This window comes from Nocardioides albertanoniae, from assembly GCF_006716315.1.
Taxonomy (GTDB): Bacteria; Actinomycetota; Actinomycetes; order Propionibacteriales; family Nocardioidaceae; genus Nocardioides; species Nocardioides albertanoniae.
In genome coordinates this window covers 3,140,150-3,162,293 of sequence record NZ_VFOV01000001.1, presented here as the reverse complement: position 1 = coordinate 3,162,293, position 22,144 = coordinate 3,140,150, and the positions used below count along the sequence as shown (strand labels likewise).

Below are 22,144 nucleotides of genomic sequence, written 5' to 3'. Positions count from 1 at the left end.
ACGGCTGAAGGAGCAACCGCGCCGAGCGCGGAGCTGAAGCTCTGAAGACGGCTGAGGCCCGGTCCCACTCGTGGGGCCGGGCCTCAGCCGTTCTGTGTACGAGCTGCGGGTGGGTCAGGGGGTTCTGCCCACGCCCGGAGCGATCTCCTTGATCCAGTAGAAGTGGGCCAGCGCGTCCACGCCGGCTTCGGAGACGCCACGGAGGTGGACCGTCTCCCGGTCCGAGCCCGAGACCCTGCCGTGCTGCTGCAGCTGAAGGATGTGGAACCGCTCGGGGGCGAACCCAAGACGAACGTCGACTGCGAAGCGACCGTCCGCGTCGGGGTGGAGGCCGACACCGTCGTCCACCTTGCCGATCGTCTGGACCGACAACCACAGCTGATAGGCGAGCACGAGGGCGATGACGACCAGGAGTCGGCGTACGACCTTGATGCGCCACAGACCAGCGATCTGGTCAGCCAGCCTCCGCAACCGGCTCACCCCCGCCCAGCAGCTCCTCGATGCGGTGGGTGTAGTCGCGGAAGCGCGGGTCTTCCACGGTGTCGCGCCAGTTCCGTGGCCTGGGCAGCTCGACGTCGATGATCTCTGCCACGGTGCTGGGCCGAGAGGAGAGCACCACGACCCGGTCGGAGAGGAAGACGGCTTCGTCGATGTCATGAGTGACGAAGAAGACCGTCGGGCGACGCTTCTCGAAGATCCCGGTCAGATCCTGCTGCAGCTTGCGTCGGGTCTGGGCGTCGATGCTGGCGAACGGCTCGTCCATGAGCATGACCTCGGGCTCGTTCACGAGCACGCGGGCGACGCCGAGTCGTTGCTGCATGCCGCCGGAGAGCTCGTGCGGATACTTCCGCTCGAAGCCGCTGAGACCGACGAGCTCCAGGATGTCGGCTGCGGCCTCCTCCCGCTGAGCGCGGGCGACGCCCTTCATCCGGAGCCCGAACGTGACGTTGCCCAGCACGGTCTTCCAGGGGAACAGGGCGTGGCTCTGGAAGACCACCCCGCGGTCGGGCCCGGGCCCGTGCACGGCATTGCCGCCGACGAGCACCTCCCCGCCGGTGTGCTCGATGAACCCGGCGACGATGTTGAGCACCGTCGTCTTCCCGCATCCGCTCGGGCCGAGCACCGAGACGAACTCCCCGGCGCCGATCGAGAAGGTCACCTCACCGATGGCAGGGATCGTCTCCCCGGTGTAGCGGTCGGCGTACTCCTTGCTGAGCTTGTGGATCTCGAGCGCGTTCACCTGGCTGCCTCCATCTGACGTACGAGTCCCCACCGCTCCACGGTCGCCCGCTCGAAGGGGGCGAGGATGAGCGCGTCCAGGGCGTACCAGAGCACACCGAGCACGATCATCCCGAGGAATACCTGACTGACCTCGCCCGCACGGCGGGCGTCGAACATCATGAAGCCGATCCCGCTGGTGCCGACGATGATCTCGGCGGCGATCAACGCGCGCCATCCGTAGCCGAGGCCGGTACGGATGCCGCTGGCGACGGCCGGCAAGGAGCCGGGCACGATCACCTCGACAAAGACCCGGATGCGGCCCGCTCCGAGGCTTCGGGCCGCGTTGACGAGCTCGCGAGGCACCTGGTCGACGCCGGCGACGATGCCGAGCATCAGTGGGAAGACCACCGTGTAGACGATCACGAAGGTCACCGAGGTCAGGCTGAAGCCGAACCACACGATCAGGATCGGCAGCCAGGCGATGTCTGCGATCGCCTGGAAGAAGAGCAGGAGCGGCCAGGTGAGCCTGCGTGCCCAGGTCGAGAGCGCCACCACGAACCCGAGCGGCAGACCGATCAGGAGGCCGAATCCGATGCCGTACGCCAGCCGTTCGAGCGAGTCGCCGAGGTAGCTGGGCATCATCCCCTTGCGGACCAGGTCGGTGAAGGAGTGCCACACCTCACCGGGGCCGGCGAAGAAGGCCGTGTTGATCGATCCCGACGCGGCGATCGCCCACCAGAGCAGGAGGAACGGGACGAACGGTCCGAGCGTACGCACGGCCGGACGGGCGAGAAGAGCTGTCCCGAAGCGACGCAGCAGCGGCACATGTGTGGGCGGGCGGGTCGGTGCCGGGGGAGTCATCGTCGTCATCACGACACCGCCTTCATGCCCCAGCGCTCGACCGTACGCCGCTCCAACGGAGCCAGCAGGAGCCGGTCCATCAGCAGCCACAGGACGCCGATGATGACCATCGAGGCGATGATCACGCCGGTGTCGAACTGGCTCTGGGCGAGGAACAGGGCATATCCCAGGCCTGCGTTGGTGGCGATGATCTCGGCGGCGACCAGACCGCGCCAGCCGTACCCGAGCCCGATGCGTAGCCCCGTGACGATGCTGGGCAGGGCGCCGGGTAGCAGCACCTCCCAGACGATCCGCGGGCCGCGAGTGCCCATCGAGCGAGCGGCACGCACGGTCTGCACCGGGATCTGCTGCACCCCGAGGACCGTGTTGTAGGTGAGCGCGAAGAACATCGCGTTCCACACGATGAAGATGACCGCGCGGTCGCCGTAGCCGAGCCAGAGCGTGGCGATCGGGATCCACGCGATCCCGGCCAGGGCGACGGAGAAGCGCAGCAGCGGAGAGAAGAACGCGGAGAGGCGAGGACTCGATCCCAGGGCGATCCCGAAGGGGATCGCGGTGACGACCGCCAGGGCCGCTCCGATCAGCATGCGCTGCAGGCTGGCGCCGAGGTGGCGCGCCAGCTCACCGCTGGCTGCCATGTCGGTCACCGCGGCAACCACATCGGTGACCTGCGGGAACGTGCGCGCCGTCGTGCCGGTGACCTCGACGACGAGCCACCAGACCGCGACGAGCAGGACGAACGGGAGCACGAACCAGACCGCTTCCGAGCCGCGTCGGAGCCCAGGCTTGTGGCGTAGGTTCCCGACCGTGCGCGCGGGCGAGTCGATCGCGGTCACTGGCAGGCCTTGTCAGCGGCAGCCTGGTCGTAGGTGAAGCCTCCCTCGACCTGTGCCTGCGCCGGGATCTCGGGCAGCCCCTCGAACAGGTCAGGGCTCTCCTCCATCACCTTCAGGATCGGGGCCGGGTCGAAGTAGGGGGCGGGGTCGAAGTCCGGCCCGGCGGCGTCGCCCTGGGCCATCAGGTCGGCCACCGTGTCCAGGGCGAGGTAGTTGCACGCGCTGAAGCGGGGGTCGAGCTGTTTGATGTTGTGCTGCATCGCCTCCTGGGCGACCTTGCTCTCGGTGCCGGGCAGCCACCGCGTGGCGGCCTCCCCGGCCTGATCGGGGTTCTCGCGGATCCACTGATCCACCTCGGCGCGGGCAGCGAGATAGTCGGCGACCTCGTCCGGGTGCTCGTCGAGAAACTCTCGCGTGGTCACCTGATAGCCGACGAACGGGATATAACCACCGCCCCGCATGACCTCCTCGGCGCCGTCCACCTGGTCGGTGATGGTGATCGGCCACGGGTCCCAGACGATCGCGGCATCGATGCCGCCGGTCTCGAGGGCGACACCGAGGTCGGGTGGCGCCGTGTTGACGATCGTGACCTGCGAGGTCTTCAGGCCCGCCTTCTCCAGCAGCCCCAGGAGGTAGAGGTGGTTGATCGAGCCGACCGACACCCCGATCCGTTTCCCACGTAGGCTGTCGAGGTCGTCGGCCGAGATGCCTGCCTTCGGGGTGGCGACGACGGCCATCGTGTCGTCGATGCTGGCCTGGCTCGCCGAACCGGTGTAGTTGCCGACGAGCACCAGCTCGTCACCCTTCTGCGCGGCCGGCACGAGAGGAGTGCCGACCTGCACGAGGTCGACCTCGCCGGCCTGGAGGGCGTTGAGCGCGTCAACGCCTGTCGGGAACGGGTCGGCGACATCGACGTTGAGGCCGCGGTCCTCGAAGTAGCCGTTCTCCAGGGCGAGCGGGAGCCCGACCTGGTCGATGGCCGAGAGGTAGCCGGCCCGCAGTGATGCGCTGGCACCACCGGCTCCGGGGTCTTCGACGGTCGCGCCGCCTCCGCATCCGGTGAGGACACCGAGCGCGAGCACGGAGACGGTGGCGGAGAGGCGCATCCTGGTCGTAGAGAGCATCTGTCTTCCTTCGTGGGAGATTGGGGTGATCCGAGAAGTCACCGCAGGCCGCGCGTCTCGAGCACGGTGCTGCGATCGGGGATGGGATCGACCGCGCCAGCCCCGAGGGTGGCCAGAGCCGCGGCATGGACGGCGTACTCGGTGGCGTCACGTGGGGTCGCGCCGGCGAGCAGCTGTGCGAGGAAGGCGCCATCGAAGGTGTCGCCCGCGCCGGTGCTGTCGATGGCGTTCACACGTGGCGCGGCGAAGCGGGTGACCTCTCCTCCGTGGGCGAGGAGGGCGCCGTCGCTGCCCAGCTTCAGCACGATGATCCGCGGGCCGAGATCGACGAGCCTCGCCACCACGTCCTCGGGAGTGAGGAAGCCGGTGAGCAGCCGCCCTTCAGACAGGTTGGGCATCACCAGGTCCGCTTCCGCGACGCTCTGGCGGATGACAGCACGTGCGCGGCCGGTCTCCCACAGCGCGGGGCGGTGGTTGGGGTCGTAGGAGACCAGCGTTCCGGCGTCCTTGGCAACCTCGATCGCGCGGAAGACGGCGTCGCACGCGGAGGTGCTGATCGCCTGGCTGATCCCGGAGATGTGCAGCGCACGCGTCGTGCGGATCGCGGCCTCAGGCACCCATGCGGGCGTCATCCGCGTGGCCGGTGAGTTCGACCTGTGGTAGGTGAACGCGCTGTGCTCGGGGTCGCGGGAGATGAAGTAGATGCCGGTCGTCCCGTGCGGCTCGCGCTCGACCAGAGAGGTGCTGATCCCCTCCTCGGTCCAGAGCCGGAACAGCGAGTCTCCGAAGGCATCCTCGCCGATGCGGGTCGCGTACGCGACGTCAGCACCCGAGCGGCGGGCAGCGACAGCGACGTTGGAGGTGTCTCCGCCGTAGCCGACGCTGAAGGTGCGGGCGGAGTCGAGCGGTTCGCCGTTGATCGGGTTGAACTCGATCAACGGCTCGCCGAGGCAGATGAGGTCCGTAGCCACGTCAGACCCGGTTATAGAGCTCGAGCCCGGTCTTGAGGGACCGTGCCTCCAAGATCAGCCTGGTCTGCTCCGACTCGCGCCGTTCGATCTCCTCGGCCGACTCGAGGACCTGCTCCACCAAGGCCGCGGGGACACGCACGACACCGTCGGTGTCGGCGACGATCAGGTCGCCCGGGTGGACTTCGACGTCACCGAGGAGCACGGGCTGGTTGCTCGAGACGGAGCGGTATCGCCCCACGGTGGTGGCAGCGACCGTGCCCGCGGCATAGACCGGAAAGTCCGGGTAGTCCCGGGTGATCTCCTCGACATCACGTACGGCGGCGTCGAGGACGACACCGGCCAGCTCGTTGACCACGGATCCAGCGGCCATCAGGCCACCGAAGACGGCGACATCGGCCCCGCCTGCGGCGATGCAGAGCACGCTCCCCGCGGGAGAGGCGTCGATCGCCTCCAGCGCATGGGTCGGCGCCTCGCTGGTGTCGCTGGGCTCCTCCAGGACGGTGACGGCAGGCCCCACCACCTTCCCCGGGCGTATCTGGCCGACTCTGCCCGCGAGGTAGCCGCGGTGTCCGTGCTGCTCCACGGCATCGGCGACCGAGGCTGAGGCGATCTTCCGGAATCGGTCGATGATCTGGGGGTCGTAAGAGACGGTCACGCGGACTCCTAGGGTCTGACGGGGCGTCGTGCTCAGCCGACGCTAGTGAGCCACGTCACCGGTGAGAACAATGTCTCTCGTATGCCTCTATTCGGATGCCGGATGGACTCCTCGGCGAGGTGCGATCACCTGACGTATCTCGGGCCGCGATCGGTCGACGGGCCGGGTCCCTGCGGGAACCCGGGCCTGTGCCAGTGCGGTGAGCACCGTCCGAGCGGCAGGGGAGAGCACGACATCGGCGTTCCAGCACACCGCGACCACTCGTTCGTGCGGACCGTTCAGCTCCCTGACCCTCACTCCGGAGAGGTCGGAGATCTGGGCTGCCAGCGCGTTGGTGAGGCCGATGCCCAGGCCTGCACGAACCATCGAGACCAGCGACTGTGGCTGGTTGGTGGCTTGGACCGGATGCAGCTCGTAGCCTTCGTCGCGGAACAGCTGGTACGCCTCGAACGAGGGTGGTACGTCAGACTCCAGGCGTCCGATCGAGATGAGATCGCGGTAGGCGATGTCGGCGACCTCGAGGGCCTTCTCGTCCTCGGCCAGCGGATCGTCCTCGGGGATGACCGCGACGAGCCGTTCGCGCCACAGCGGACGGGAGCGGATCGCCCCCTGGGTCGGCCGAGGCGTGACCGGGCGTAGGCACAGGTCGACGTCGCCGCGCAGGAGCGCGTTGTCGAGCTCGAGGGTGTCGGTCTCCACCAGCGAGATCGTGATGTCTGGCTCGGACTCCGAGAGATCGCGGAGGAGCTGTGGCATGAAGGCGGCGCTGGCGCTCGGGTAGGCGCCGAAGTTGACCACGCCTCGGGCCCCGCCGCGGAAGGTCGACATCTCCGCCTCCGCCAGCTCGACGTCGCGCAGGATCGAACGGGCGTGGAGGAGGAGCACGGCGCCTGCCGGCGTGACCTCTGATGGCCGCTTCCGGCGGTCGAGGACGGGCACGCCCACCGCACGCTCGAGCGAGGCGACATGCATGCTGACCCGTGGCTGAGAACGGTGGGTGGCTTCCGCGGCCGAGCTGAACCCTCCGTTCTCGACCACCGCCAGGAACGAGACCAGCCACTCGAGTCGTACGTCGGCATTCAGCATCGCGTTCCTCCGTCGGCAGGTGGGGTGCACGCAGAGCCGTGGTCGGTGAGCGCCCCGGGGACATGCCCGCCAGCGACTCCGAGCGACTGTGACGTGCGTCATACCGACGGTAAAGGCTACGACAAATCGGGCCGTCCGCAACCGGTTCCACCTGGCGGACCGCGTTGTGCCGCTGAGCGGTTCGCCTCGGGCTCCCGGCTTGTGTCAGGCTCAGCTCCACTGGCGGTCGTGGCTGATCTTCCAGTCGTCCCACTCCTTGGTCGTCGCGAAGTACTTCTCGCCCTCGGCGAGGTGCTCCTTGACGACGTCGTCGACCAGCTCGAGGCCCAGGCCGGGAGCGTCGGAGACCTGGTAGTAGCCCTTGTCGACGAGCGGTTTGGGCAGGCCGGTGACCAGGTCCTCCCAGAAGTCCACCTCGGAGGAGTGCTGTTCGAGGGCCATGAAGTTCTCCGTCGCCGCGGCGACGTGGGCGGCTGCCATGGCACCGATCGGCGAGCCGGCGTAATGGATGAACATCGGGATGTTGTGCTCCTGGGCGAGGTCGCCGATGCGCTTGGTCTCCAAGATGCCGCCCGCCGTCGCGATGTCGGGGTGGACATAGTCGCACGTGCGACCGTCGAGCAGGGGCCGGAAGCCGTCGACCCCATAGATGTCCTCGCCCGTCATGATGGGGGTCGAGGAGGAGCTGGTGATCTGCTTGAACTCCTTGTGGTGGAACCACGGCTGGAGGTCTTCCAGGTAGGCCAGCGAGTACTCCTCGAGGCGACGGGCGAGACGGACAGCGCTGTTGACGCCGAAGTGGCCGATGTGGTCGATGCCCAACGGGATGTCCCAGCCGATCGCCTCGCGCATCGCAGCGGGGAACTTGGCGATCTCGTCCATGCCCTTGTCGGTGATCTCGATGCCGGTGAACGGGTGCTCCGTGGAGCCGTAGGAGTCGCTGGGCGGATCCAGGTCGTACTGACCCAGGTCGCCCCACGGGCCTGCGCCGGTCAGGGTGCCGGGAATCTTGCGGATCAGCTCGATGCCGACGTCCATCTTGACGAACGTGTAACCGAACTCGTCGATCTTCTTCTTCATCTGGGCGGCGTACTCGTCCGGGGTCTCCGAGCCGGCGGTGTCGGTGTAGAGGCGCACCTTGTCGCGGTACTTGCCGCCGAGCAGCTGGTAGACCGGGACCTCGAACGCCTTGCCGGTGAGGTCCCACAGGGCCATCTCGACTCCGGAGACGCCACCACCCTGCCGGCCGTGACCGCCGAACTGCTTGATGATCTTGAAGATCTTCTCGACGTTGCAAGGGTTCTCACCCAGGATGCGGCTCTTGAGCATGAGCGCATAGCGCTTGTCGGCGTCGTCTCGTACCTCCCCGTAGCCGCTGATGCCTTGGTTGGTGTCGATGCGCACGATGGGAGAGGTGAACGGCACGCCGGCGACGACCGCGATACGCATGTCGGTGATCTTCAGCTCGCTGGGCGATGAGGCACGGCGTACGTTCTGTGTCAGATGGGCGATCTGGTCGCCGATGGGCCGGTCGAGGATCTGGGCGACCGAGACGCCTGCGGTGGCGATCCCGCTGGCCCTGAGGAGTGAGCGTCGGTTGAGGGCGGGGGAGTTGTCGTAGAGGCTCATGTGTGCAGACAACTGGATCTGCGCCCGCGGAACAATCGCGCTTTCGTGATCGTCCTATTCCGCTCTCACATGCGACGGAATCCGGATCGTGGAATCGAAATCTCGAATGATGACGGGGTTCCGCTCCAGCTCCCGTGGTGCTAAGGACGCCTGCACCGACGGTGTCGTCTCCTGGTCAGAGCCACCTTTCGCTGGGCGGGTTGCTCATCGGGGCGAAGGTGGGGTCGGTCGTGTGGGACCGCGGGGCGGTCTTGGGGCGGTCCGTACGGACGGCGGCGATGGTGGTCCAGGTGGCGAGGACCAGCAGTGCGAGGAAGGCGATTGCGGTGGTCATGACAGCAATTCTTGGCTGCCAGGTAGGACCGTCACATCAGCAGAAATACCTAGGTTGCGCGGCCTCCTGCCGGCCAGCCCCTCCCTCTGAGGTGCCGACCGTCAGGAGGCCGCATCTGAGTGCCTAGCTCGACGGTGTGCCGAGCACCGCGATCTCGGAGAGATCGGTGTAGAGGCAGCCGCCGAAGTAGCCGCCCCACTTCTCCGGGTCGCACGCCTCGGCGAAGGTGAGGTCGCCCTGACCCTGCTCGGCGAGGACGTCGGTGAGCGCGTTGCCCTCGATGGTGAAGCGCACCAGCTTCACCCCGTCGGCGGCCGACTCCGGGGAGACGCTGTTGAGCTTGCCCGGTGCGTCGGTGCCGAAGTGGCCTTCCTTGACGACGCTCCAGGTGGATCCGTCGGCCGAGACCTCGATCTTGTAGTCGCCGGTGGAGGAGTCGACGTCGTCACCACAGGTGGCGCTCGGGTCGATCCGGAACTCGGTCACGTCCACGGCCTTCGGCAGCTCGACGACCACCGACTTCGGCACGAAGGTGTCGGTCGGGTTGCCCTCGTCGTCGCCCGAGGTGCTGCCCCAGCCGCTGCCCAGCGACATGTCGAACGCAGCCGCGGGGCCACAGCCGTAGCCGGAGAAGTCGGGGCCGTCGAAGGAGGCGACCGAGCTGCCGCCGGAGGTGGCGGCCCAGTCACGGTCGATCTTGTAGTCCTTGACGATCTTCTCGTCGGCCTTGATCCGGAAGTTGCTCAGCGAGGGCAGGTAGCCGGGGCCGGTGGTGACGACCTTGGGGTAGAAGCCCGGGGGAGCCTCGAGCTCGTAGTGGCCCTCGGCATCGGTCGTGGCGGCGTACGCAGCGCCGAGCCCGGCGAGCTTGACCACCGCACCGGCGGCCGGCTCGCCGCTGAGCTTGTCGGTGACGGTGCCGGTCGCGGTGCCCGTGCCCGCCTCCGGGGGCGGCGGCAGCTCGAAGCTCTCGGCGACGTCGACGTCGCCGCCGTCGATCGAGCCGGCGAAGAAGCCCATGCCGCGGTCGGCGAAGATCTCCCAGACCTTGTCGGCGTTGGCGCCGTCGTAGGCGGCCTGGTCGGCCAGCAGGATCCCGTTGCGCATGTCGAGCATCGAGGGGTCGGAGGCCGAGAGCGACATGCCGCGGGTGATCAGGGTGTCGGCCACGCTGTGGCCGAGCTCCTTGCGCAGGTCCCACAGGGCCTGCGCCCAGACCTCACCGGACGAGTGCACCTCGGCATCGCCGCCGATGGCGGCCAGGTCGCCGTAGGTGTAGCCGCCTGCCGGCGTACCTCCGGGGTTGTAGGTGTTGACGCAGGAGTCGGAGGTGGAGCCGACGGGGCAGTCGATGGCCATCGAGCGGAACGGGACCAGGTTGCCGTTGCCGTCGGTCTGGCCGCCCATGAGGTACTTGCCCTCGAGCACCTCGCCGTCGGCGTCGGTGTCCTTCTCGTGGCCCTGGGTGACGAGGTAGTCCATCGCGTAGTAGTCGGACCAGGCCTCGCCCATCGAGCCACCCTGCAGGCTGTTGAGCGTCGAGTTGCCCTCGGCGTCGATGACCAGCCGGTTGGAGAGGCCGTGGGTGTACTCGTGGTAGAGCACCGAGGCGTCGAAGGAGCCCGAGGCCGGCAGGAACCCGGCCGCCTCCTGCCACAGATACATCTGCATCGTCGGCGGGGTGCCGTCGGGCGGGGTGCTCATGTTGGCGTTGTTGGTGACGCCGTCGGCCGGCAGACCGTCGGCGGTGTCGGCGCCGTCGAGCACGTTCTGCATCACGGCGTCGCCGCCCTTGGCCTCGAAGTTGCCGGCCTTGGCGGTGAACCTGATCGCCTTGTCGTTCTTCAGGTAGTCGTGGAAGTTGCTGGCCAGGTAGAACGCGTTGGTGGCGTCGGCCGACTTGTTGGTCTCCCACGAGTTGGCCTTGGTCTCGTCCCACGTGCACACGTAGTCGGCCGAGCACAGGGCCGAGGAGTCGAACGGCACCAGCTCGAAGCCGGGTTTGCCGTCGGCGCCGGGCACCGGCGTCGTCTCGCCCGCGTTGACCAAGTTGTCGTCATTCAGGTCGGCCCAGGTCCTCACCGAGTCGCCGTCGAGGGCGGTGTCCTTCTTGGTGAGCCAGCCCTCGTCGATGAAGTCGACCAGCTTCGGGTCGCCACCGCGCTCGGCACCGGGATAGTTGTCATAGACGTACGCCTTGCCGAGGTTGTCGCGCTTCTTGGCGGCCGGTCCGGTGTGGTCGGAGACCGTGGAGCGGCGGTAGAGCGCCTTGCCGGTGGTGGCGTCGATGACGTGCTGGTAGGCCGCGTCGCGGCTCGTCCGGGTATAGGTCGACCAGCCCAGGCGCAGCCCCTCGGGCGCGAGGAACCAGACCTTCTTGGCGTAGTCGTGGTTGGTCCAGACCGTCTTGGCGGCCTTGCCGCTGCGGGTCTTCTCGACCTTCGCCTCGGCGGCCTTGCCGCGTACGTTGCCGGCTGCCTTCTTGCGGGCGTCGGCTGCGGTCACGTCGGCGCTCCTGGTGCCAGCGGCTGCCTTGGATGCCTTGGATGCCTTGTCGGCGAGGCCGGAGATCGGCGAGCCGCCGACCGAGAGCACGCGGCCGTCCTGGGTGACCTTGACCTGGAGACCGTTGCTGAAGACCGGGGTGCCGGCGGCCTCCTGGGTCCAGGAGAGGTTGTGGACGCCGATGTTGTCGACGTAGTCCTGCCGGAAGACGAGGGTGTCGAGATCGGCCTTGCTCAGGCCGAGCACATCGAGATGGCTGCGCACGAAGCCGAGGGCGATGTCGCGGGCGGCGCCGCGCTGGGGGCCGGAGAGGAAGCCGTCGAGCCTGGCCAGCTGGCGCACCGTCAGGGTGCGGGGGTCGACGTGGCTGACGCCCTGGGTGCCGAGGCGCTTGACGAAGGTGTCCTCGGCGGCCGAGGAGGTGGTGATCGCCCGGTCGGCCTTGACGCGGGCGTTGCCGTTCAGGTCGCGGGTGTCGAAGTCTTGCGGCTTGCGGTGCGGGTCTGCCTGGGCGCTGAGCTGTCCAGGGCGGTGGTCGGTGTCCTTGGGCGCTGCCTCGGCGGCGTGCGGCAGGGCGAGGAGCGCGAGCGTGAGTGCCGCGCCTCCCGTCGCGGCGACTGCTCTGGCACCGGTTGTGGCTGGTCTCATGACGTTCCCCTCCCGAGGGGCTAGCGCGGATAAACCATCTCGCAGAGTAAACGAACCAAGGGGCTGCATTGCGGCTTTCGACGGCCCGGGCGTGGCTTCGTCGACGCCTTCGCCAGGGTCTCGATGCGGACTCGAGGTGCTGGACACTAGGTTTGCGCCATGCGCGTAGGACTCACCGGCGGGATCGCCTCGGGGAAGAGCACGGTGGCCGAGACACTGGTCGGGCTCGGGGCGGTGATCATCGACTCCGACAAGATCGCCCGCGAGGTCGTCGCCGCCGGCACGCCCGGGCTGGCCGCCGTCGTGGAGGAGTTCGGCGACTCGGTGCTGACCGCGGAGGGCGAGCTCGACCGGGGCAAGGTCGGTGAGATCGTCTTCGCCGACGAGGGCGCGCGCGAGCGGCTCAACCAGATCGTCCACCCGCTCGTCGGTGCGCGTTCGGCCGAGCTCGAGGAGGCCGGCCGGGCGTCGGGCGCGCTGGTCATCAACGACATCCCGCTGCTCGTCGAGGTGGGCTACGCGCCGTTCTTCGACAAGGTGATCGTCGTCGACGTGCCGGTCGAGACGCAGGTGGAGCGGGCGATCGGCCGGGGGATGTCCGAGTCCGAGGTGCGGGCGCGCATCAAGGCGCAGGCCAGTCGTGAGGAGCGGCTCGCGGCGGCGACGTACGTCATCGACAACACCGGCACCGTGGATGAGCTGCGGCGCCGGGTGAAGGAGATCTACGACGAGCTGCGCCGCGATGTCGCCGGATCGTGAGACCGGGGCTTCTTCCTGACATACTCGCTCGGGTGAGTGGGGGCAAGCACACCGAATCCGCAGAGTCCGAGACCAAACCGCGCCGAGCCAGGCGCTGGCTCAAGCCGGTGGTCGCAGGTGCCGTGCTGGCGCTGGCGGCCGGCGCCGGAGCCGCGGCGGTGACCGTCGGCGTGCCGACCGAGGTCGAGCCCGACGAGCCTGCTGCCGTGGCCAAGCCCGACCCCAAGCGTGACACCACACCGCTGCCGTGGGGTCCGACCCGCGGAGAGCTCGCGACCGCCCGCGACCTGGTGAAGGACTGGGACGACGACCGCCTCGCCGGCCAGGTCATCGTCGGCAGGTTTCACGGCACCGACCCCGCCAAGGCCGCGAAGATGGTGCGCAAGCTCCACCTGGCCGGTGTCAGCGTGACCGGCGAGAACGTCGTCGACGAGGCACAGGTGCGCGAGACGACGGCTGCGGTCAGCAAGGCCGTCGCCTCCGACGGGCGTACGTTCCCGGCCGTGATCGGTGTCGACCAGGAGGGCGGCTCGGTCTCGCACCTGCGTGGCGTGGCCACCGAGTTCCCGGAGTTCGCGCGTGCGGGAGATGCCATCGAGGCGAAGCCGCGCCGGGGCATCCGGGTGACCACCGAGGCGGCCCGGACGACGGCGTTCGAGCTGCGTGATCTGGGCTTCACCTGGGCGTTCGCGCCGGTCGCCGACGTCACCGTCGGGGCGAGCGACCCGACGATCGGGTCCCGGTCACCGAGCGAGGACCCGCGCACCGCGGCCGCGGCGGTCTCCGCCGCCGTGGAGGGCTACAACACCGCCGGGCTCGTCTCCACCACCAAGCACTTCCCCGGTCACGGTGGCGTCGCCGGCGACACCCACATCGGGTTGCAGGAGCTCGACTACGGCATGAAGAAGCTCAAGCGCCGCGACCTGGTGCCGTTCGACGCGGCGGTGGATGCCGGGGCGCCGGCCGTCATGGTCAGCCACATCGACCTCAAGGCGATCGCGCCCGGCAAGCCGGCCAGCATGGCCAAGCCCGTCTACGACCTGCTGCGCGAGGACGTCGGCTTCTCCGGGCTCGCGGTCACCGACTCGCTCGGCATGGGCGCGGTGACGACGACCACCAAGAAGCCGTCGGTGACCGCGCTCGAGGCCGGTGCCGACCTCCTGCTGATGCCGGCCAGCTCCAAGGCGGCCCACCGCAGCATCGTCAAGGCGCTGCGGTCCGGTCGTCTCGACCACTCCCGCGTCGAGGAGGCGGCGGCCAAGGTCGTCGCCATGCAGCTGTGGCAGCAGCGGATCGCCAAGGGCGTGCCGGTGCCCGACGACGCACGTGCGCAGGCGGAGAAGGCGTCCGCGGCTCTGTCGAAGGACTGAGCGCCGATGGGCCAGGTGGTGCTTCACGTCGACCTGGACCAGTTCATCGCTGCGGTCGAGGTGCTGCGCCGCCCCGACCTCGCCGGAAAGCCGGTGATCGTCGGCGGTCGTGGGGACGCGACGGAAAGAGCGGTCGTCTCGACCGCGTCCTACGAGGCCAGGGCGCACGGGGTCGGTTCGGGGATGCCGCTGCGGATCGCGATGCGGAAGTGCCCCGACGCGGTGCTGCTGCCGGTCGACCACGCCGCCTACGACGCGGCCTCGGCCGGGGTGTTGGACACCCTGCGGTCGCTGGAGTGGGGTGGTGTGCCGGTGCTGGTCGAGGTGCTCGGCTGGGACGAAGCCTTCCTCGGGCCCGGTCCGGGGCACGGCGATCTGGGCGATCCGGCGGCATTCGCTCAGGACGTACGCGACGTGGTGCTCGAGCGCACCCGGCTGCGCTCGGGTGTCGGTGTCGGTGACAACAAGCTGCAGGCCAAGCTGGCCACCGGGTTCGCCAAGCAACGCGTCGACGGCGCCCTCGCCCGCGAAGCCGGGGCAGGAGGCCACGAGCCCGGGCCCGACGGGCAGCTGCGGGGGAGCGGCGTCTACCGGATCACCCACGAGACGTGGGCCGCCGAGATGGGACATCGGCCGACCGACGCGCTGTGGGGGATCGGCGCGAAGACCGCGAAGCGGCTCTCCGGCCTCGGCATCGAGACCGTCGCCGACCTCGGCGCCGCCGAGGCCGAGGGTCTGGCCGGCGCGATCGGCCCCACCACCGGACCGTGGCTGCGACGCATCGGCCGCGGCGTCGACACCAGCCCCGTCGACCCGTCGCCCTGGGTCGCCCGCGGGCACGGCCACGAGGAGACCTTCCAGCAGGACCTGGTCGAGTGGACCGACATCGTCGCCGCCACCCGTCGCCTGTGCGTGGCGTGCCTGGCCGACGTGATCGCGGAAGGCCGACCGGTGACTCGGGTCGAGATCAAGGTGCGGCTCAAGCCGTTCTTCACCGTCACCCGCGGCCACAAGCTCCCCGAGCCCACCCTCGATGCCTCCCGGCTCGCCGAGGAGGCGGTGGCGCTCCTCGAGCGGGTCGAGAAGGACCGCCCGATCCGCCTGATCGGCGTACGCCTCGAGATGGCCCCACCGCCCGGCGGCTACTGACTCCCGAAAGCGGGCAAAAAGAACGACCCGGCGCCCCTCGTGAGGGACGCCGAGTCGTTTCGGCCAGGATCAGGCAGCCAAGTCGGGGTCTGCGAAGCGGCGCAGCTTCTGCAGAGCCTCGCGCTCGAGCTGGCGTACGCGCTCGGCGGAGATGCCGTGCTTGACGCCGATGTCGGCGAGCTTGTGCTGGCGGCCGTCGGTGAGGCCGTAGCGGGAGCGGACGATGTCGGCGGAGCGCTCGTCGAGCTGGCCGACCAGCGCGTTGAGGCGCTCACGCGACTCGACGTCGATGATGTCGGTGTCGGGGCTGGGGGAGGACTCCTGCGCCATCAGGTCACCCAGCGAGGTGTCGCCGTCCTCGTCGATCGGGGTGTCGAGCGAGACATGGTCACGGCCCCAGGAGAGGAGGTCGATGACGCGGTCGAGATCCATGTCGAGCTCGGTGGCGATCTCTTCCGGCTCGGGGTCGCGGCCGAGCTGGCGCTCCAGGGTGCGGCGGGCGCCGCCGACCTGGTTGAGCTCTTCGACGACGTGGACCGGGAGCCGGACCACGCGAGCCTGCTGGGCGATGCCACGGGTGATCGCCTGGCGCACCCACCACGTCGCATACGTCGAGAACTTGTAGCCCTTGGTGTAGTCGAACTTCTCAACAGCCCTGATCAGGCCGGTGTTGCCTTCCTGGATCAGATCCAGCATCGGCATCTGCGCGCGGCCGTACTTGCGGGCGATCGAGACCACCAGCCGCAGGTTGGCGTTGATGAACTGCCGGGTGGCGCGGTGGCCCTCCTCGGCCATCCATTCGAGCTCGGCGCGGGTCGCCCCACCGGGTGCTTTCTTGCGGCCGACGCGGCCTTCGGCCAGGAGGTGTTCAGCCATCAGGCCAGCCTCGATCGCCTTGGACAGCTCAACCTCTTTGGCTGCGTCCAAGAGCTCGTTGCGGGCGATCTCGTCGAGATACAGACCGACGCTGTCGCGGCCTTCGATCTCGCGGGTGGCGGTGCGTGTCGCCATGGGAACCTCCTCACGGTGAGGTTTGTTGCCTCACAGTGGATTTCAACGCTTCGCCCCTCCCGGGTGTTCCCCGGTCGAGCGCTTCATCGATCCGACTTCGATCTCTTGTCCGGTTCGACGTACGCCGCGGGCGATAAGTTGCATCGTGAGGCGAATCTCAGGGGTTTCTCATGGTGTACCCCGAGAACCGTTCAGGTATGCCTACGAAGAGGTCACCTGGTCGATCATCCAGGCGAGGCTGAAGGCTCGGTCTTCCCAGGCCTTGTAGCGCCCCGAGACCCCGCCGTGCCCTGCGGCCATCTCGGTCTTGAGGAGCACGTCACCGGGGTTCTCCGCCACCGCCCGCAGCTTGGCGACCCATTTGGCCGGCTCGACGTAGAGCACCCGGGTGTCGTTGATGCTGGTCTCGGCCAGGATCGGCGGGTAGTGCTGCCGCGTCACGTTCGTGTAGGGGTCGTAGGAGGCCATGTAGTCGTAGGTCTCGCGGTCGGCCTCGGGGTTGCCCCACTCGTCATACTCCGTGACGGTCAGCGGCAGGCTCGAGTCGAGCATCGAGGTCAGCGCGTCCACGAACGGCACCGCCGCGACGACCGCCCCCACCGCGTCGGGGGCCTGGTTGGCGATCGCGCCCATGAGGAGACCACCGGCGCTGCCGCCCTCGGCGATGATCTTGTCCGGGGTCGACCAGCCCGTCTCGGCCAGGTGCTGGGCACAGGCGATGTAGTCGGAGAAGGTGTTCTGCTTCTTCAGCATCTTGCCGTCGTCATACCAGGCCCGGCCCATCTCGCCGCCGCCGCGCACGTGGGCGATCGCGAAACCGATGCCGCGGTCGAGCAGGCTCAGCCGCGCGATGGAGAAGTAGGGGTCCATGCTCATCTCGTAGGACCCGTAGGCGTAGAGCAGCACCGGGATCGGGCCGTCCTCGTGGAGACCCTTCTTCGCCACGACCGAGATCGGCACACGTACGCCGTCGGGGGCGGTCGCCCACAGCCGGTGCTCCTCGTAGTCGTCGCGGTCGTAGCCGCCGAGCACCGGGGCCTGCTTGCGCAGCGTCAGCTCGCGGCTGCGTACGTCGTAGTCGTAGATCGACGCCGGGGTGCGCATCGTGGTGTAGCCCAGCCGCACGACCGGGGTCTCGAAGGACGGGTTGGAGCCGGAGCCGATCGTGTAGAGCTCGTCGTCGAACTTCACCAGGTAGTCGTCGGAGACCCCGCTGTCGCCGAGCTCGAGGATGCGCAGCTGGGTCAGGCCCTCGCTGCGCTGGTGCACGACCAGGTGACCGGCGAAGGCGTCGATGTCCTCCAGGCGTACGCCCTCGGTGTGGGGGAGCAGGGGCTCCCAGCCGGCGCGGGAGGTCGGGGCGATCGGCGCCGTGGAGACCTCGAAGTCGGGGCCGGAGGCGTTGTGGGTGACCAGGAAGACGTCCTCACCGGCGATGACGGCGTGCTCGATGGCGTACTCCACGCCCTCCTCGCGCGGGGCGAAGACCTGCCAGCCGGCGTCGGGGTCGTCGAGGTCGAGGAAGTGGTATTCGGCGGTGATCTTCGCGGCGGTGCCGATCACCATGAACCGGTCGGACTTCGTGCGGCCGACCCCGACCCAGAACCGGTCGTCGGTCTCGTGGAAGACGAGCTCGTCCTCGTCCTGGGTGGTGCCGAGGCGGTGGCACCAGATCTTGTCGGAGCGCCAGGACTCGTCGGCGGTGGTGTAGTAGAGCGCCGCCGAGTCGCGGTCCCAGGTGGCGCCGCCGTGGACGTTGGTGAGCTCGTCAGCGAGCAGCTCGCCGGTGGTCAGATCTGTGACCCGCACGGTGTAGCGCTCGTCGCCGGTCACGTCGGTGGCGTAGGCCAGCAGAGTGGCGCTCGGGCTCACGCTGGAGCCGCCGAGGCTGAAGAAGTCGTGGCCTTCGGCGAGCGCGTCGAGGTCGAGCAGCACCTCCTCGCCGGGGAGGGCGGGCTGATCGTGGGTGACGTCGGCGGGCGTGGGCGGGGTCCAGTCGTCGGGGTCGGTGACCTTCACACGGCAGCTGGCGCCGTACTGCTTCCCCTCGAAGCTGCGCCCGTAGTACCAGTAGCCGCGCGACCTCGTCGGCACGCTCAGGTCGGTCTCCAGGGTGCGCGCCTTGATCTCCTCGAAGATCTGCGAGCGCAGATCGGCGAGATGGTCGGTCTGCTGCTCGGTGTAGTCGTTCTCGGCCTCGATATAGCCGATGACCTCGGGGTTCTCCTTCTCGCGAAGCCACTCGTAGTCGTCGACCCGGGTCAGGCCGTGGAACTGCTTGGACGAGGGCTTCTTCGGTGCGATCGGGTAGTCGGCAGGCATGACCGAAACACTATCCTCGCCGCCATCGGGTGCTTGGCGACGGGGAGGTGCCTCAGGATTCGGTCGGCCCGTCGGGATCGCTGGTCTCACCGGGTTCGCTGTACGGCTGCAGGTCGGGGTCGTCGACGGCGTACGACCTCACCGGGCCGGCCGGCGTCCGGGCCGTCTCGAAGCGCACGGTGACGACGCCGCGCCCCGAGCCCCACACCCAGCCACGGCCCATCTCGGCATGGACGACGTCCATGCCGGCAGCCCAGGTGGGGCGGCGCGCCGGCTCGGGCAGCAACACCTCGGGCTCCTCGTCGTCCTCGACCTCCTCGCTGAAGAGGTCTTCCTGGATCCAGTCGGCCAGACCGGAGACGCCGACCCCGAGCAGGCGTACGCCGCCGGCCGTCTCGCCGGCGGTGAACAGGTCTCCGAGGAGAGTCTTGGCCAGGCGGGCGATGGTGCCGGCCTGGTCGGTGGGCCCCGGCAGCGTCGCGGAGCGGTTGATCGTGGTGAAGTCGTAGAGCTTGACCTTGATCGTGATCGTGCGGCCCGAGAGCCCGCTCTTCTTCAGCCGGGCAGCGACCTCGGACGCCTGCCGGGCGACGATCTGCTCCATCAGCCTGCGGTCGGTCAGATCGGTCTCGTAGGTGCCTTCGACGCTGACCGACTTCGTCTCGCGCTCGGGCTCGACGCGCCGGTCGTCCTTGGCCCTCGCCAGGTTGTGCAGGTTGTTGCCGTGGGCCTTGCCGACGAGGCGTACGAGCTCTTCGAGGCTGATCTGCTCCAGGTCGGTGACGGTGTGGATGCCCGCACGGCGCAGGCGCTCGGTGGTGGCGGGGCCGACGCCGGGGATCACCTTGACGCTCATCGGGCGGAGCAGGTCGAGCTCGGTGCCGGGAGCGACCACGACCAGGCCGTCGGGCTTGTCGAGGTCGCTGGCGATCTTGGCGATGAACTTCGAGCTGGCCAGGCCGACGCTCGCACTCAGGCCGCCGGTGATCTCGGCGACCTGGGCGCGGATGCGGGCGGCGGTCTCGGTCACCGTCGCGACCTCGAGGTCGGGAAGGTCGGCCGCGGCGAGGTCGACGAAGGCCTCGTCGAGGGAGAGCGGCTCGACCAGCGGCGAGAGGTCGCGCAGGAGCGCGAAGACCTGCTCGCTGACCTTCTTGTAGGCATGGAACCGCGGGTAGAGGAAGGCGGCGTGGCCGCACAGCGCGCGGGCCTCGCGGGTCGACATCGCGGAGTGGACGCCGAAGGTCCTCGCCTCGTACGACGCCGTGCTCACCACCCCGCGGCCGCCGATCCCGCCCACCACCACGGGCTTGCCGCGCAGAGAGGGCTTGTCGCGCTGCTCGACGGAGGCGAAGAAGGCGTCCAGGTCGATGTGCATCACCGACGCGTGCGCTCTCATGGTGGCAACCTATCTGGCGGCGGGGACAACGTTCTCGCTCCGGGCTTTCGGCGGGCTCCCGCGCCGGTTACCGTCCCGTATCTCGTGGCCGCCCGGTCTCCACAGGCAGGGTTCGGGACGGGCTTGTCCACAGGCACCGGATATGGCGCGGAAACTGGCGGTGGGTCGCGGGGATCGTGGTCGCCATGATCACGAAACTCTCCATCACCCGTCCCGAAGACGTCCTCGCGGCGGTTCCCGTGCTGCTCGGCTTCCGGCCCGAGCGGTCGATCGTCATGATCACCTTCGGCGGCGACCACCAGGTCCACGGCAGGATCGACCTCCCGCCTCCCGGCGAGGTCGAAGGATGCCTCGACACCCTGTTCCTTCCCGCGGTCCGTCATGGCGTACGCGGCATCGTCCTGGTGCTCTATGACAGCGGCCCGCGCTTCGGGGCGAAGCTCGCCCGGCGCCTGGCCGAGCGGCTGATCGAGCACGACATCGATCTGAGCGGCTGCCTGCGCGTCGAGGACGGACGCTGGTTCGACCCGCTCGGTCTCCACGGCGGCCCGCCCGAGGGGGTCCCGTTCCAGGTCGACGACCATCCGTTCCGCGTCCAGGCGGTCTACGACGGTCATGTGGTGCGCGGATCCCGCACCGAGGTGGCGGCCTCGATCGCCCCGATCCCCGATGCTGTGCTCGAGACCGAGAAGGCGATGGAGCAGGCCTCGATGATGCGGGTCTATGAGGTCAGCCGGCTCGTCGACGAGGCGGTCGCCGGCGTCCGGCTCTCCGCGGAGCAGGTCGCCGCCCTCCTGGTCTCGCTGCGCGACCCGCAGCGGCGCGACGCCGCCTGGGGTGACATGACCCGCACGGAGGCCAAGGCTCACGTGGGCCTGTGGGCCGATGTCGTACGCCGCAGCCCGGCCGACCATGTCGCCCACCCGGCCGCGGTGCTGGCGCTCGCTGCCTGGCTCGGCGGCGACGGTGCGCTGGCGTGGTGCGCCCTCGACCGCTGCTTCGCGAGCGAGCGCCGCCACGGGCTCGGAGGTCTGGTCGCCCAGCTGCTCGACGGTGCGGTGCCCCCGACGGCGTGGGAGGAGGAGTTGACCTGGGCAGATCCGGCATGAGGTGCCGTCTACGCCACCTACGCGTTGCGATAACGCAGGCGCTTCCAGCGGCGCCATGCTCCCGAGCGTGGGTCGAGCCAGGCGTTGCGGATCACCACGACGAAGGTCAGCGGCGCCCCGATCTCGCCGAACGCCTGGCGCGCGGCTGCGAGCCAGCGGAGGTCGACGTCCTCGATCTCCAGGTCACCGCCGCGAGTCAGCCACACGATCGGGTCGGGCACGCCGGCTCGTCGCCGCATGCTGTGGATGATGTCGGTGCGCAGCCACTGGTCGGTGGGCTCGTCGTCGCGGTGCGCGTGGGCCACCTCCTTGCCGCCTGGGTCGCCGAGATGCACCAGCGGCAGGAACGAGCGCCGGTGCTCGGTGGCGGTGTGGTCGAGCACGGCTCGGCGCAGCCTTCTCTCGAGCGTCGGCGAGACAGGCTCGTGCAGCCCCTCGACGGAGGTCTCGGACAAGACGGGCGCGGAGATCATCGCCCCAGCGTGCACCGGATGCCCGAATCGTGCGACCGCCTATCCACAGGGCCTGACGATCGGATGCCGGATGAGGCAAGATGGCTACATGTCTTCGCTTCACATCACCGGCGACGATGCCGCTGACAAGCTGCTCTCGGAGGATCCGTTCGCCCTGCTCCTGGGGATGGCGCTCGACCAGCAGTATCGGATGGAGGATGCCTTCAAGGGCGGTCACAAGCTGGTGACCCGACTCGGCCACCTCGACCCCGCCAAGATCGCAGAGATGGACCCCGAGGAGTTCAAGACGATCGCCTCGACCCCGCCGGCGATCCACCGCTTCCCCGGATCGATGTCGGCGAAGGTGCAGGGCATCGCGGCCATCGTCACGGGGGAGTACGGCGGTGACGTGACTCGGCTGTGGACGGAGGCCGCCGACGGCAAGGACCTCCTCAAGCGGATCCAGGCGCTGCCCGGCTTCGGGAAGCAGAAGGCGCAGATCTTCGTCTCGCTGCTCGCCAAGCAGCTGGACGTACGCCCCGAAGGCTGGGAGAAGGCCGTTGGTGACTACTCGCTCGACGGCTACCGTTCCGTGGCCGACGTCGTCGACGTAGATTCGTTGCAGAAGGTGCGCGACTACAAGCAGCAGAAGAAGGCCGCGGCCAAAGCAGCCGGATGAGTAGGTGAGGACATGGCGACCCCG

The 22,144-nt window shown here is 68.9% G+C and carries 20 protein-coding genes; 5 read left to right on the top strand and 15 right to left on the bottom strand.

Annotated elements, in window-relative coordinates; translation table 11 throughout:
- Nucleotides 1-114 precede the first annotated feature (114 nt).
- The 11 genes from FB381_RS15220 to FB381_RS15175 all read right to left on the bottom strand — a co-directional run bounded on the left by FB381_RS15220 (nucleotide 115) and on the right by FB381_RS15175 (nucleotide 11,870).
- The gene (locus FB381_RS15220) at nucleotides 115-471 is read right to left on the bottom strand and encodes a hypothetical protein (protein ID WP_141781065.1); all 357 of its coding nucleotides are present in this window, start codon (nucleotides 469-471) and stop codon (nucleotides 115-117) included.
- Complete coding sequence (locus tag FB381_RS15215) at nucleotides 455-1,240, bottom strand: ABC transporter ATP-binding protein (protein WP_141781064.1); 786 nt, start codon at nucleotides 1,238-1,240, stop codon at nucleotides 455-457. The genes FB381_RS15220 and FB381_RS15215 overlap by 17 nt, the downstream gene beginning before the upstream one ends.
- Nucleotides 1,237-2,091: an ABC transporter permease gene (locus FB381_RS15210; RefSeq protein ID WP_211352451.1), complete on the bottom strand. Its 855-nt coding sequence runs from the start codon at nucleotides 2,089-2,091 to the stop codon at nucleotides 1,237-1,239. Before FB381_RS15210 ends, FB381_RS15215 begins: the two co-directional genes overlap by 4 nt.
- Entirely contained in the window at nucleotides 2,091-2,918 is an 828-nt protein-coding gene (locus FB381_RS15205) for an ABC transporter permease (protein ID WP_211352450.1), read from the bottom strand. Before FB381_RS15205 ends, FB381_RS15210 begins: the two co-directional genes overlap by 1 nt.
- A complete protein-coding gene (locus tag FB381_RS15200) occupies nucleotides 2,915-4,042 on the bottom strand; it encodes an ABC transporter substrate-binding protein (protein ID WP_211352449.1) in 1,128 nt (375 codons plus the stop codon). Before FB381_RS15200 ends, FB381_RS15205 begins: the two co-directional genes overlap by 4 nt.
- A 38-nt stretch (nucleotides 4,043-4,080) precedes the next feature.
- Nucleotides 4,081-5,013: a sugar kinase gene (locus FB381_RS15195; RefSeq protein WP_141781062.1), complete on the bottom strand. Its 933-nt coding sequence runs from the start codon at nucleotides 5,011-5,013 to the stop codon at nucleotides 4,081-4,083.
- A 1-nt stretch (nucleotide 5,014) separates the two neighbouring features.
- Nucleotides 5,015-5,668, bottom strand: a complete 654-nt coding sequence (locus FB381_RS15190) for an RraA family protein (RefSeq protein WP_141781061.1) — start codon at nucleotides 5,666-5,668, stop codon at nucleotides 5,015-5,017.
- 87 nt (nucleotides 5,669-5,755) lie between these two features.
- Complete coding sequence (locus FB381_RS15185) at nucleotides 5,756-6,754, bottom strand: LysR family transcriptional regulator (protein ID WP_141781060.1); 999 nt, start codon at nucleotides 6,752-6,754, stop codon at nucleotides 5,756-5,758.
- Nucleotides 6,755-6,964: 210 nt separating this feature from the next.
- Complete coding sequence (locus tag FB381_RS15180; protein WP_141781059.1) at nucleotides 6,965-8,383, bottom strand: mandelate racemase/muconate lactonizing enzyme family protein; 1,419 nt, start codon at nucleotides 8,381-8,383, stop codon at nucleotides 6,965-6,967.
- Between the two features lie 175 nt (nucleotides 8,384-8,558).
- Entirely contained in the window at nucleotides 8,559-8,717 is a 159-nt protein-coding gene (locus FB381_RS23940) for a hypothetical protein (RefSeq protein ID WP_170225174.1), read from the bottom strand.
- Nucleotides 8,718-8,840: 123 nt separating this feature from the next.
- Nucleotides 8,841-11,870: a M36 family metallopeptidase gene (locus FB381_RS15175; protein ID WP_170225173.1), complete on the bottom strand. Its 3,030-nt coding sequence runs from the start codon at nucleotides 11,868-11,870 to the stop codon at nucleotides 8,841-8,843.
- Nucleotides 11,871-12,029: 159 nt separating this feature from the next.
- Here FB381_RS15175 and coaE point away from each other — a divergent pair, with 159 nt between their 5' ends.
- The 3 genes from coaE to FB381_RS15160 are packed head-to-tail and all read left to right on the top strand — an operon-like array spanning nucleotide 12,030 to nucleotide 15,148.
- A complete protein-coding gene (gene coaE / locus FB381_RS15170; RefSeq protein WP_141781057.1) occupies nucleotides 12,030-12,629 on the top strand; it encodes a dephospho-CoA kinase in 600 nt (199 codons plus the stop codon).
- Between the two features lie 32 nt (nucleotides 12,630-12,661).
- A complete protein-coding gene (locus FB381_RS15165) occupies nucleotides 12,662-13,999 on the top strand; it encodes a glycoside hydrolase family 3 N-terminal domain-containing protein (protein WP_141781056.1) in 1,338 nt (445 codons plus the stop codon).
- A gap of 6 nt (nucleotides 14,000-14,005) precedes the next feature.
- Nucleotides 14,006-15,148, top strand: a complete 1,143-nt coding sequence (locus tag FB381_RS15160) for a DNA polymerase IV (protein WP_141781055.1) — start codon at nucleotides 14,006-14,008, stop codon at nucleotides 15,146-15,148.
- A gap of 69 nt (nucleotides 15,149-15,217) precedes the next feature.
- On the opposite strand, the gene FB381_RS15155 is transcribed toward FB381_RS15160, so the two are convergent.
- The 3 genes from FB381_RS15155 to FB381_RS15145 form a co-directional block, all read right to left on the bottom strand.
- On the bottom strand, nucleotides 15,218-16,159 hold the full coding sequence (locus FB381_RS15155) for a sigma-70 family RNA polymerase sigma factor (RefSeq protein ID WP_141781054.1): 942 nt from the start codon (nucleotides 16,157-16,159) through the stop codon (nucleotides 15,218-15,220).
- A gap of 201 nt (nucleotides 16,160-16,360) precedes the next feature.
- Nucleotides 16,361-18,481, bottom strand: a complete 2,121-nt coding sequence (locus FB381_RS15150) for a S9 family peptidase (protein ID WP_141781053.1) — start codon at nucleotides 18,479-18,481, stop codon at nucleotides 16,361-16,363.
- Nucleotides 18,482-18,533: 52 nt separating this feature from the next.
- Entirely contained in the window at nucleotides 18,534-19,880 is a 1,347-nt protein-coding gene (locus FB381_RS15145; RefSeq protein WP_141781052.1) for a DNA polymerase IV, read from the bottom strand.
- A 185-nt stretch (nucleotides 19,881-20,065) separates the two neighbouring features.
- Here FB381_RS15145 and FB381_RS15140 point away from each other — a divergent pair, with 185 nt between their 5' ends.
- A complete protein-coding gene (locus FB381_RS15140) occupies nucleotides 20,066-20,989 on the top strand; it encodes a DUF4192 domain-containing protein (protein WP_141781051.1) in 924 nt (307 codons plus the stop codon).
- 17 nt (nucleotides 20,990-21,006) lie between these two features.
- Here the strand turns inward: FB381_RS15140 and FB381_RS15135 are convergent, their stop codons facing one another.
- A complete protein-coding gene (locus tag FB381_RS15135; RefSeq protein ID WP_246088130.1) occupies nucleotides 21,007-21,462 on the bottom strand; it encodes a hypothetical protein in 456 nt (151 codons plus the stop codon).
- An 88-nt stretch (nucleotides 21,463-21,550) separates the two neighbouring features.
- Here FB381_RS15135 and FB381_RS15130 point away from each other — a divergent pair, with 88 nt between their 5' ends.
- Entirely contained in the window at nucleotides 21,551-22,120 is a 570-nt protein-coding gene (locus FB381_RS15130) for an HhH-GPD-type base excision DNA repair protein (RefSeq protein ID WP_141781050.1), read from the top strand.
- Nucleotides 22,121-22,144: the final 24 nt, after the last annotated feature.